4 protein-coding genes and 3 pseudogenes are annotated in these 13,101 nt (G+C 49.7%); all 7 read left to right on the top strand.

Annotation, left to right across the window (positions count from 1 at the left end):
- Position 1: 1 nt before the first annotated feature.
- Entirely contained in the window at positions 2-2,242 is a 2,241-nt protein-coding gene (gene fabD, locus OVA33_RS16185; protein ID WP_025649443.1) for an ACP S-malonyltransferase, read from the top strand.
- Between the two features lie 65 nt (positions 2,243-2,307).
- Positions 2,308-2,556, top strand: a complete 249-nt coding sequence (locus tag OVA33_RS16180) for an acyl carrier protein (RefSeq protein WP_017417810.1) — start codon at positions 2,308-2,310, stop codon at positions 2,554-2,556.
- Positions 2,557-2,607: 51 nt separating this feature from the next.
- Positions 2,608-3,870 (top strand): hydroxymethylglutaryl-CoA synthase family protein, encoded by a 1,263-nt coding sequence (locus tag OVA33_RS16175; protein ID WP_017417811.1) that lies wholly within the window; start codon positions 2,608-2,610, stop codon positions 3,868-3,870.
- The gene (locus OVA33_RS16170; protein WP_025649442.1) at positions 3,867-4,640 is read left to right on the top strand and encodes an enoyl-CoA hydratase/isomerase; all 774 of its coding nucleotides are present in this window, start codon (positions 3,867-3,869) and stop codon (positions 4,638-4,640) included. The genes OVA33_RS16175 and OVA33_RS16170 overlap by 4 nt, the downstream gene beginning before the upstream one ends.
- Positions 4,641-4,649: 9 nt before the next feature.
- A pseudogene (locus OVA33_RS16165) lies at positions 4,650-5,012 on the top strand (enoyl-CoA hydratase-related protein); the annotation flags it as partial.
- Positions 4,963-5,085, top strand: a pseudogene (locus OVA33_RS20720) (beta-ketoacyl synthase N-terminal-like domain-containing protein); the annotation flags it as partial. The pseudogenes OVA33_RS16165 and OVA33_RS20720, both read left to right, overlap by 50 nt.
- Position 5,086: 1 nt before the next feature.
- Positions 5,087-13,088: pseudogene (locus OVA33_RS16155) on the top strand (beta-ketoacyl synthase N-terminal-like domain-containing protein); the annotation flags it as partial.
- Positions 13,089-13,101 lie beyond the last annotated feature (13 nt).

The raw sequence follows: 13,101 nt of genomic DNA, 5'->3' as shown, positions 1-13,101 counted from the left end.
GATGATCAGCTTTGTTTTTCCAGGCCAAGGCTCGCAAAAAATCGGGATGGGAGAGGACCTGTTCGGCCGCTATCCTGAATTAACCGCAAAGGCCGATCACATTCTCGGATTTTCCATTCAGGAGCTGTGCCGGGACGGAGAACGTCTCAATCAGACTCAGTTCACTCAGCCGGCGCTCTATGTCGTCAATGCCCTCAGTTATTTGAAAAAAACAGAAGAAACCGGCTTGAAACCGGATTTTACCGCCGGACACAGTTTGGGCGAATATAACGCGTTATACGCTTCGGGAGCCTTTGATTTTGAAGAAGGCTTACAGCTGGTCAAAAAAAGGGGCGAACTGATGAGCCGCGCAAAAGGAGGCGGCATGGCAGCGGTGATCGGCCTGACTCATGAGCAGGTGACGGATGTTTTAAGAGAAAATCACTTGGATATGATTGATATCGCCAACATGAATACACCGCAGCAAATTGTCATTTCCGGCTATAAAGAAGATATTGAAAAAGCCGCATCCGTTTTTGAAGCCGTAAACGGCGTAAAAATGGTTCACCGCTTAAATGTCAGCGGCGCCTTTCATTCCAGATACATGCTGGAAGCGAAGGAGGAATTTTCACGGTTTATCGAATCTTTCCATTTTAAGCCGCTGTCCATTCCGGTCATTTCAAATGTGACGGCAAGACCCTATGAGCAGAGAGAGCTGAAAGAGACACTCACCGGACAAATAACGGGATCGGTGAACTGGACAGACAGCATCCGTTTCTTAATGGGAAGAAAGAACATGAGCTTTGAGGAAATCGGTCCCGGAAAAGTGCTGACGGGGCTGATCCAAAGAATTACGGCTGAAGCGGAGCCGATAACAGATGAAATCAAAGTCCCGGCTGAGGCTGGAAAAAGCTCAATTACGGCGGCGTCTTTAGGAAATGAAGAGTTTAAGCGCGATTATCAATTGAAATACGCCTACTTGGCCGGCGGCATGTACCGCGGAATTTCTTCGAAGGAAATGGTCGTCAAACTGGCCGAAAAAGGAATGATGGGTTTTTTCGGAACGGGCGGTTTGAACATCGCGCACGTCGAGGACGCCATTTTGTCAATTCAGCATGAGCTTCGTGACGGCGGTTCCTTCGGCATAAATATTGTACATAACATGAAGCATACAGATTCAGAAGAAAAAATGATTGATCTTTTATTGAAGCATGGGGTTCAGAACTTGGAAGCATCAGCGTTTTTAGCGGTTACTCCCGCTTTAGTAAGGTTTCGCGCTAAGGGGTTAAAACGCGATGCCGGCGGACAAATAATAGCGCGTCAGCGGATTATCGCCAAGCTGTCCCGTCCGGAAGTAGCGGAAGCGTTTCTCAGCCCGGCGCCTGATCACATTCTTCAGAAACTTGCAGCCGAAAACAAAATTACCGCTGAAGAAGCAAGTCTGATGAGAGAAATACCCGTTGCGCATGACATCTGCGTAGAGGCTGATTCAGGCGGCCACACTGACGGCGGAGTTGCTTACAGCCTCATGCCGGCGATCATCCGTTTACGAGATGACATGATGAAAAAATACCGATACGGCAAAACCGTCCGCGTCGGAGCCGCAGGGGGAATCGGAACGCCCGAGGCTGCCATGGCCGCATTTATGCTCGGCGCTGATTTTATTGTGACCGGATCCATTAACCAATGCACCGTTGAGGCAGCGACGAGCGGCCTCGTAAAAGACCTCCTGCAGCAGATGAATGTACAGGATACGGCCTACGCGCCGGCCGGCGATATGTTTGAATCAGGCAGCAAGGTGCAGGTATTAAAGAAAGGGCTGTTCTTTCCGACCCGCTCCTCTAAGCTGCATGAACTGTATCAGCGTCACCGCTCAATTGAAGAAATTGATGAAAAGACACTCAGACAAATAGAAGAGAAGTATTTTAAGGCAAGTGTAAGCAGTATTTATGACAAAGTGAAGGCTCATTATTCGAATGAAGACATTTCAAAAGCCGAACGGAATCCGAAACAGAAAATGGCGCTCATATTCAAATGGTATTTCAGGCAAAGTTCTGCTTCGGCGATTAAAGGAGACCCGGAGGCCAAGGTAGACTTCCAGATTCATTGCGGCCCGGCATTAGGCGCCTTTAATCAATGGGTGAAAGGTACGGAGCTGGAGTCCTGGAAAAACCGCCATGCCGATGATATCGGCCTGCGGCTTATGGAAGAGACGGCCTCGCTTTTGAATCAGAAGTTAGGCTCATTTCTGCAAACGTGTTGACAAGACGAAATGATAGATTGAAAACATGGAATATTCATAAAAGATGAAACAGGGAGGAACTGACAATGAGTGAAGAAAGAATCTTTGAATTGTTGCAGAACACAATCTACGAGGTTTTGCCTGATTTAGAAGGCGAACAGCTTTCACAGGAAGACCGGTTAGTTGATCTGGGGGCGGACTCAGTGGACCGCGCCGAAATTATCACGATGATGCTTGAAGAATTATCACTGCAGATCCCGCGTGTTGAGCTGACGGGAGTGTCAAACATCGGCGAATTGGCGGCAAAGCTTTATGAAAAGGTACAGGCTGTCTGATAAAACGGTGAAAAAATCGGAAACTCAAAATTCATATTGGAGGCGAAGTTCATGGCGGCTGCCGGAATAGAAGCGATAAATGTGTTTGGCGGGACGGCATACCTTGATGTCATGCAGCTGGCGGAGTACAGAAACTTAGACCCTGCCAGATTTGAGAATTTACTGATGAAAGAAAAAGCGGTGGCGCTTCCGTACGAAGACCCCGTCACATTCGGCGTTAACGCGGCAAAGCCGATTATCGACCGATTGACAGAGGCTGAAAAAGACAGAATCGAGCTGCTGATTACCTGCTCGGAGTCCGGCATTGACTTCGGAAAATCACTCAGTACATATATTCATGATTACTTAGGCCTCAACCGGAACTGCCGTTTATTTGAACTGAAGCAGGCCTGTTATTCAGGAACGGCGGGTTTGCAGATGGCGCTTAACTTTATTTTGTCGCAGACATCCCCCGGAGCGAAGGCGCTTGTCGTCGCGACGGATATTTCCCGGTTTTTAATTGCCGAAGGCGGCGATGCGTTAAGCGAGGATTGGTCTTACGCCGAACCGAGCGCCGGAGCGGGTGCCGTCGCCTTATTGATCGGTGAAAATCCAATTGTATTTCAGGCGGATGCGGGCGCTAACGGCTATTACGGCTATGAAGTGATGGATACATGCCGTCCGATCCCGGACAGTGAAGCCGGTGACGCCGACTTGTCATTGATGTCTTATCTCGATTGCTGTGAACAGACATTTCGCGAGTACAAAAACCGTGTGCCGGGCGCTGACTACAAAGAGACGTTTCACTATCTTGCCTTCCATACACCGTTTGGCGGCATGGTCAAAGGGGCCCACCGGACGATGATGCGCAAGCTTGCAAAAGCGAAAAACGCTGAAATCGAACAGGATTTTCAAACCAGGGTAGAGCCGGGGCTCCGCTATTGCCAAAGAGTTGGAAATATTATGGGAGCAGCCTCTTTACTGGCTCTTGCAAGCACGATTGACCAAGGGGCATTCGACACTTCTAAGCGGATCGGCTGTTTTTCGTACGGCTCCGGGTGCTGTTCAGAATTTTACAGCGGCGTTGTGACGCCTGAAGGACAAACGCGGCAGCATTCTTTCAAAATAGAAGAGCACCTGAACAACAGATACAGGCTGTCCATGGAGGAGTATGAAGAATTGTTTAAAGGCAGCGGTCTGGTGAAGTTCGGAACCAGGAATGTCAAATTGGATATGAATATGGTGCCGAACATTTTAGACCATCATACAGGAAGCCCTCGTTTGTATTTGGAAGAAATCACGGAATTTCATCGGAAATACAGGTGGATATCGTGACCTATGAAACGATAAACGTCCGTTTTCAGCAAAATGTCTGCTTCATCACCTTTGATCGGCCTGAAGCCAACAATACGATTAATGAGCGTTTAGTGGAGGAATGCCTGCACGTTCTTTCTGAATGTGAAGACTCCGTGACCTCCGTAGTGCTTGAAGGGCAGCCGGAGGTATTTTGTTTCGGGGCGGATTTTGATGAGATGTACCGGAAAATGAGGCAGGGAATGCAGCATGCGGAATCGCAGGAGCCGCTTTACCGTTTGTGGCTGGCATTAAAAACCGGGCCGTACATCACAATCGCCCGCGTCCGCGGAAAAGTAAATGCGGGAGGTGTCGGTTTTGCCGCCGCGTGCGATATCGTCATTGCAGAGGAGAGTGCTTCGTTCAGTTTATCTGAACTGTTATTCGGACTTTATCCAGCCTGCGTTCTGCCGTTTTTAATTCAAAGAATCGGATTTCAAAAGGCGCATTATATGACGATTATGACAAAGCCCGTGCCGGCACGCCAGGCGCTTGAATGGGGACTTTGTGACGTATGTGTCCCGGACTCAGCAACAGAGCTGAGAAAGCATTTGCTGCGCCTTCGTCCGCTGTCGAAAAAAGCAGTCATCCGCTATAAAAAATACATAGATTCCTTAAACGACCTTGTTCATCGTTCGAAATCCATTGCTTTAGCCGAAAATCAAGCGATGTTTTCAGATCCGGATAACCAATCAGCCATCACCCGTTATGCAGAAACGGGACGGCTTCCTTGGGAAACGGAGAACAGTTAGGAGGATATCATGCCGAACACCGCAGTTGAACTGCTAGAAATTGAACCGGATATTATCCAAGTGACAATGCAGGATAAAGCCCATAAAAACGCCTTCTCCAAAGAACTGACGGATGGATTGATGGAAGCGTTCACCCGTATAAAAAAATCGTCAGTCTATAAAGCTGTGATTTTAACAGGATACGGCCATTACTTTGCTTCCGGAGGCACACAGGAAGGCCTGCTCAGGATTCAGCAGGGCATCACGAAGTTTACGGAAGACCGCATGTACTCTTTGGCGCTGGAATGTGATATTCCCGTCATTTCCGCCATGCAGGGCCACGTTTCACGGGCCGAGCATGGCGGTCGATACGGTCTGTTCATCTTCGCTGACTGCGGTTCACCTTGCTGCGGAAAGCATTCGGCGCGGGGAATGTGAATCGGCAGTTGCCGGAGGCGTCAACTTGCTTCGGTTCATTGTCAAAAACTTTGTTTTTCGAATATCAGAATATCGAATCGCTGGCGCAGTATTTTATGAAAGCACACCGGGACACGCTGCTGGAAGTGACCGGGATGAAAACAGAAGAAACCCCTGCAGCCAAACCGGCGCTGTCTGAGAAAGCGAAAGTAAAGCCCGTTTCCAAACGGAATGAAGGCAAAAAAGGCTTTGCGCATGTCCGTCCAGACACGCGGAAAAATCAGCAGCTGACGGAGCGTGAAGATATCGCGATTATCGGTATGTCAGGACGATATCCGCAGGCCGAAAATCTTCAGGAATTTTGGAAGAACTTGAGTGAAGGCACTGACTGCATAACTGAAATTCCAAACGATCGCTGGGATCACAGTCTTTATTACGACGCTGATAAAGATAAAGAAGGCAAGACGTACGGAAAATGGGGAGGATTTTTGAAAGACGTGGACAAATTTGATCCGCAGTTCTTCTCTATTTCGCCCCGGGATGCAAAATTGATGGACCCGCAGGAGCGGTTATTCCTGCAGTGTGTCTACGAAACGATGGAAGATGCCGGTTACACGCGCAAAAAGCTCACGGAAAAATCGGGTGATTTGCTTGGCGCCAATGTCGGTGTTTACGTCGGCGTCATGTATGAGGAATATCAGCTTTACGGAGCAGAAGAACAGGCGCGCGGAAAATCGCTTGCGCTGACCGGAAATCCGTCATCAATTGCGAACAGGGCTTCCTATGTATTCGGTTTTAACGGTCCGAGCATGGCGCTGGATACGATGTGCTCTTCTTCTTTAACAGCCATTCATCTGGCATGCCAAAGCTTGCGGAACGGGGAATGCGAGACAGCATTTGCCGGGGGCGTCAATGTATCCGTTCATCCGAATAAATATTTGATGCTCGGCCAGAACAGATTTTTATCAAGCAAAGGCAGATGTGAAAGTTTCGGTGAAGGCGGGGACGGTTATGTGCCCGGTGAAGGAGTGGGAGCCGTACTCCTTAAGCCGCTTTCTAAAGCGAAAGCGGACGGTGATCATATTTACGGCCTGATCAAAGGAACGGCCGTAAACCATGATGGAAAAACAAACGGGTATTCCGTACCGAACCCGAACGCCCAAGCCGCGGTGATCAAACAGGCGTTAAAAGACGCGGGAACCGATCCGAGGGCGGTCAGCTACATTGAAGCCCACGGCACCGGGACTTCACTCGGTGATCCGATTGAAATCACGGGTCTGACAAAAGCCTTTTCAGAACAAACACAAGATAAACAGTTTTGTGCCATCGGCTCAGCGAAATCCAATATCGGGCACTGTGAAAGCGCGGCGGGCATCGCGGGTCTGACGAAGGTGCTCCTGCAAATGAAACATAAGAAACTCGCACCGTCACTGCATTCCCGGACGCTTAACCCGAATATTGATTTTCTCGCTACGCCGTTTAAAGTGCAGCAGACGCTTGAAGAGTGGAAAAGACCGGTCATAAATGAAAAAGGAGTAAATAAAGAACTGCCGAGAACCGCAGGGCTTTCCTCATTTGGAGCCGGCGGTGTCAACGCTCATATCGTCATCCAAGAATATACCGCTGATGAGGATAAGGAGACGGCTTTCGCCACGCCTCATCCGTCGATGATCGTCCTTTCCGCGAAAAATGAGAAACGGCTTCAAAAACGGGCGGAACGTCTTCTTGATGCGCTGCGGAGCGGGCGTTACCGGGAAGCGGATCTGAGCCGGATCGCCTATACGCTTCAAATCGGACGTGAACCGATGGAAGAGCGTCTCGGAATCATTGTCAGCAATTTGCGCGAGCTTGAAGAAAAGCTTGACGAATTTACGGGCGGCAAGGAGTCAATTGAACGGCTCTACCGCGGACAAGTCAAACAGAATAAAGACACGATGGCGCTGTTTGCGGCTGATGAGGACATGGAAAAAACAATTGAGGCATGGCTTGAAAAAGGCAAAGCCGCAAAGGTATTAGAGCTTTGGGTGAAGGGCCTTCCGCTGAATTGGGATAAGCTGTATCAAATGGGCAGACCGCAAAAAATCAGTCTCCCTGCCTACCCGTTTGCAAAAGACCGTTATTGGATCGACACATCAGCTGATACAGCTGTCAAAAGACCGGCCGAAACACAGTCTGCGCCGATCGCACCGGCGGCCGTCCCGGAACCGGTCATTGAAGTAACAACTCTTCACGAGGAGACTGCCAAAGAAAAACCGTCAAACATTTCATTGCAGCCTTTGAGCGGCGCGAAACCGAAAAGAACCGTACAGTCTGTTTCCCGTCCGGCGGTTTCCGCTGAGAAAGTAAGTGCCGTATTGACCGAAAGTTTGGCAGACGTTTTATATATGGATGCCGACGATATCGACGCAGACGACACATTTATTGATATCGGCATGGATTCAATTACCGGTCTTGAATGGATAAAGGCTGTTAATAAAACGTACGGCACGTCCCTTACGGTGACGAAAGTATATGATTATCCGACAATTCGCCAGTTTGCGGCTTTCTTGCAAAAAAAGCTCGGGACAGAACCGATCCTTGAGGAAGCAACCGAACCGCAGAAAACAGAGGCCGTGAAAAAACCGTCAAACATACTGCTGCAGCCTTTAAACGCTCATAAGCAGCATGTGATACAAGCAGAAGCGGATATTCTGGAGGCGATGTCTGAAACGGCAGCTTCCGCCGAACCGGAAGAACCGATTGAAGCGGTGCATGACGAGTTATCAAAAGCACTGGCTGATGTATTGTACATGGAGCGGCATGAAGTGGATATTGATGAGGCCTTTATTGACTTGGGTATGGATTCGATTACCGGTCTTGAATGGATAAAGGCCGTCAATAAACGGTACGGCACGGACTGTAACGTAACGAAAGTGTATGATTATCCGACAATCCGCCAATTTGCCGATTTTCTGCGTACGCAGCCGTCCGTCCGCGGAAGAAAAAAACAGGCGGTTCCCGTACGTCCAAAGCCGCTTACACAGCAACACGCCCTGCAGGAGAAAACACCTGCCGAGCCTGAGAGATTAACGGTTCAAAAGGAACCTGAACCGGTGCAGGCCAAACGGGAGCCTAAAGACGAGATAGCGGACGCGATAGCCATCGTCGGCATGTCGGGCAAGTACCCGGATGCGCCGGACCTAAAGACGTATTGGGACAACTTAGCCCGTGCGAAAAACGCCATTCGCGACATCCCGCTTTCCCGCTGGGATGTAGACAAATACTATGATCCGGCCTTAAACAAGAAGGGCAAAGTATACTGCAGATCAATTGGTATGCTTGACGGCATTGAAGAATTTGATCCGCTGTTCTTTAATATTTCTCCGTCTGAAGCGGAACTTATGGACCCGCAGCACCGGATATTTTTACAGGAAGGTTTTAAAGCCTTTGAAGATGCGGGTTACAGCTCAAAAGAATTAAACGGGAAAAATTGCGGCGTTTATTTGGGGATTATGAACAATGAATACGGCTTGATGTTAAACAACCATCAGACAGGAGGAAGCGCGACGGGCAACAGTTTCAGCATCGCGGCGGCCCGCCTGCCTTATTATCTCAATTTGAAAGGGCCGGCCATTCCGGTTGATACGGCATGCTCTTCATCTCTCGTCGGGACTCATTTGGCGCGTCAGGCGCTGTTGAATCATGAAATTGACATGGCGCTTGTCGGCGGCGTGACCTTGTATTTAACGCCTGAATCATACATCAGCATGTGTGAAGCCGGAATGCTGTCTCCTGACGGCCAATGTAAAGCATTTGATAACAGTGCGAACGGATTTGTGCCCGGCGAAGGCGCGGGGGCGCTCGTTTTGAAGAGGCTGAAAGATGCGGAAGCCGATCAAGACCATATTTACGGAGTCATTATCGGATCTGGAATTAACCAGGACGGAAAAACCAACGGCATTACCGCACCAAGCGCGAAAAGCCAAATGGATTTAGAGCGCCAAGTGTATGAAGCGCACAACATCCACCCTGAGAGCATCACCTATGCGGAAATGCACGGCACCGGCACAAAGCAGGGGGATCCGATTGAATTAGAAGCCCTGTCTTCTGTATTTAAGGAAAAAACGGATCGCAAACAATTTTGCGCCATCGGTTCGGTTAAATCGAATATCGGGCATACGTCGGCGGCGGCAGGTGTAGCAAGCGTCCAGAAGGTTCTGCTGTCGATGAAACATCAGCAGCTTGTACCGACCCTTCATTTCAGCACGCCGAATGAACATTTTGATTTCGATGACTCGCCTTTATTTGTCAATACCGAACTCAAACCTTGGGAAACAGCCGGAGCACCGCGGCGGGCCTGTGTCAGCTCATTCGGCTACAGCGGCACAAACGCTCATCTCGTTATCGAAGAGTATCAGCCGAAAGACCGGGGAAGCCGTAAGCCTGATGAGACAAACATTTTTGTGCTGTCGGCGAAAAAAGCGCCCCAGGTAAAAACCTATGCCGAGTCTGTGATCGAATTTGCAAAAGCCAATCAGAATATCAATCTTTCAGATATGGCGTACACGCTTCAAACCGGGCGTGATGCGATGGATTACCGTCTTGCAGTTACAGCCGGTTCGAGAGAAGAACTGATCAGCCGTTTAACCGATTTTGTAAACGGAAATACGGGTGAAGGGATATATGAAGCCCACATTAAAACGGCAAAAAAAGAAATCAAAGCATTTGAAACGGACGATGATCTGAAGCAGCTTGTCAGGTCGTGGTTCGATAAGAAAAAATACGCCAAAATAGCGGAATTGTGGGCCAAAGAGCTTCAGATGGACTGGGACAGACTCTATCAAGGCGAAAAACCCCGCAGAATCAGTCTGCCGGCTTACCCATTTGCGAAGGAGCCGTACTGGCTGCCTGAGCCGAAAGCCGTACCGCAGGAAACAGAAGACCGGCGCAAGGCTGTGCTTTTAGATAAGCAATGGGTTCCGTGTGAGATCGATTCGGCCGGTGAGAAAAGCGGCAGGACGGTCATGATTCTGGCTGATGAAAGAACAGCGGAGCTAGCCGAAGAGACTGCGAAGCATTTCACTGACTCGTTCATTCTCCCGGTCGATTCCGCTGACACTGCAGCTGGCGATTGGAATCACATAGATGGCGCAATCGATCTGACGGGATGCGGAGACGAAGACCCTTCACTGAAAGGGATCAGCCGGCTCCAGACTCTGATTGATACAAGCCGCCGGCAAGCGCGGCCGCTGACGCTGCTATATGTAACAAAAGGATTGGAGCCATTTCAGCAGAAAACGATTCATCTTGCAGGAGCGGCAAAAAGCGGCCTGTACAGAATGCTTCAAAATGAGTATCAAAACGTGACGTCAAGACACATGGATGCCGATACAGATACGGATCAGCAGACGCTTGCCAAACAGATTGCAGATGAATTTTCGGCGGACAGCACAGAACCGGAAATCTGCCGCCGAAACGGACAGAGATACCGTGCTTTATTCAGGGAGATTCCAAGCGGGAAGCGGGCAGAACATAAGCCCGCACCGTTTCCTGAAGACCATGTGCTTTTCATTACCGGAGGCACGAGGGGACTGGGTCTCTTATGCGCCCGCCATTTCACAGAAAAACACGGCGTGAAAAAAGTAGTGCTGACAGGCAGGGAGCCGATTCCTCCCCGCCATGAACGGTCAGCCGTTAATACGAGGCTGAAAGAGAAGATACGGGCGATTGAAGAGATTGAAGCAAAAGGAGTGCAAGTGGCGGTGATCAGTCTGAAATTGTCTGATCATGATGCGGCGGCAGCGGAAATTGAAACGATCCGGCGCACGATGGGACCGATCGGCGGCGTCATTCACTGTGCGGGATCGGTTAATTCAGTAAATCCGGCGTTTATCAGAAAGACTGCCGACGATATACAAGAAGTGCTGGAACCGAAAGTCGCAGGGCTTCAAACATTAAGCAGCCTTTTCACAAATGATCCTTTGCAATTTTTTGTCTTATTTTCTTCAGTATCTGCAGTCGTTCCGGCGCTCGCGGCGGGACAGTCGGATTATGCGATGGCAAATGCGTACATGGATTATTTCGCGGCGGCTCATCAGCATCAATATCCGTTAGTCAGCATTCAATGGCCGAACTGGAAGGAAACCGGATTGGGTGAAGTCCGCACAGAAAGCCTGAAGCAGACCGGGCTGCTGGGACTGTCCAACGCGGAAGGACTTGACTTGCTTGACCGCATTTTATCTGAAAACATCCGCCCGTCCGTTCTGCCGGCTATCATTGATCGGAGCGAATGGCATCCTGACAGGCTGCTCTGTCAAGAGAAAACACAAAAAGAGACTGAAGCCGTAATAACCGGCAAAGCCGCGGAAAAACATTCAGACAGAGAACTGCTTCTTGATACGAAGGCGTGGCTTGTGAAATTGTTTTCCGATGAGCTGAAAATCGCTCCGGAAGAACTGGAAACAGACGAACCGTTTCAGGATTACGGGGTTGATTCGATCATTTTAGCGCAGCTTTTACAGCAAATGAATCAAGCGCTCAAAAGAGGACTTAGACCCATCTGTTTTATATGAACATCCGACGATTGACGCGTTTGCCGAATGGCTTGTATCCAATGGGCAGCCGCTGCTTGCAGAAAGGGAGGAACCTGATACAGAAATCTTGGTTCCGGCTGCCGTACAAACGGTTCACACTGAACAAAAGCGTGATGCCGTAACTGAAGACATTGCCGTCGTCGGAATGAGCTGCCGTTTTCCGGGAGCGGAATCGTTAGAACAATATTGGGACTTGCTGAGAAGCGGCAGGTCCGCAATCGGCTCCGTCCCGGCGGAACGTTTCGGATATGCAAATCAATACGTTGCGGGATTGATTGACAATATGGATCACTTTGATTCCGAATTCTTTTTCATTCCGGAAAACGACGCGAAAGCGATGGACCCTCAGGCGTTGGCGGTGTTGGAAGAGAGCTTGAAACTTTGGTGCCATGCCGGCTATACCCGTGAAGAAATCAAGGGCATAGAAGCCGGTGTGTATATCGGAGGCCGCAGCCAGCATCAGCCTGATCCTGAAAGTCTTGCGAATACCCGCAACCCGATCGTTGCGGGCGGGCAGAATTATTTAGCGGCAAACGTTTCGCAATTTTTTGATCTGCGCGGGCCGAGCATTGTGCTTGATACGGCTTGTTCATCGGCTTTGACAGGAATGAACATGGCCGTTCAGGCACTGAGAAGCGGCGATATCAAAGCGGCGGTAGTTGGCGGCGTCAGCCTGCTGAACACGGATGCGGCGCACCGGATGTTCCAAGAGCGCGGGCTGTTAAACGAAAAACCGGCATTTCACGTATTTGACAAGCGTTCAGGCGGAGTTGTCCTCGGTGAAGGCGTCGGCATGGTGCTGTTAAAAACAGTAAGCCAGGCGCAAAAAGACGGCGACACGATACACGCAGTCATTAAGGCCGCCGCCATGAACAATGACGGCAGAACGGCAGGCCCGTCAGCCCCTAATATGCAGGCGCAAAAAGACGTTATGCAAAGCGCGCTTTTCAAAAGCGGCAAAAAGCCGGAAGACATCACTTATATCGAAGCAAACGGATCGGGTTCCGCGGTGACTGATTTGCTTGAGCTGAAGGCGATTCAATCCGTATACCGCTCTGGCCAGCATGTTCCGCTCGGCATCGGGTCAATCAAGCCGAACATTGGGCATCCGCTTTGCGCAGAAGGCATCGCAAGCTTCATTAAAGTCGTATTAATGCTGAAGCATAAACAAACGGTTCCGTTTCTCTCAGGAGACGAACCGATGCCGCATTTTGATATAACAAAGACAGATTTTCACTTTCATAAAACAGCCGGCGAATGGGATGCAGCCAGACCGTCAGCAGCCATCAACTGCTTTGCCGACGGCGGAACGAACGCCCACGTCATTCTGGAAGCTTGGGAAGAAAAAGATACCCGAATGAAAAGAAAGCCGCTGCCGGTACCGTCATTAAGACGTAAGGCTCTGGTAAAAGAATCTGACGTACGAGCGGAGAAACAAGAGCTTCCTGCGAAAAAAATGTTTTGGAAAGCATTTAAATGAGAGAGGAGTGGGA

Origin of the sequence: Bacillus sp. KICET-1, from assembly GCF_027721405.1 — a bacterium.
Taxonomy (GTDB): Bacteria; Bacillota; Bacilli; order Bacillales; family Bacillaceae; genus Bacillus; species Bacillus velezensis.
Note: the sequence above shows the minus strand (reverse complement) of the source record. Positions and strands in the feature narration are given on the sequence as shown.

Coding starts and splice junctions, on each gene's coding strand:
- fabD (WP_025649443.1), top strand. CDS start 2: ATGATCAGCTTTGTTTTTCCAGGCCAAGGCTCGCAAAAAATCGGGATG.
- OVA33_RS16180 (WP_017417810.1), top strand. CDS start 2,308: ATGAGTGAAGAAAGAATCTTTGAATTGTTGCAGAACACAATCTACGAG.
- OVA33_RS16175 (WP_017417811.1), top strand. CDS start 2,608: ATGGCGGCTGCCGGAATAGAAGCGATAAATGTGTTTGGCGGGACGGCA.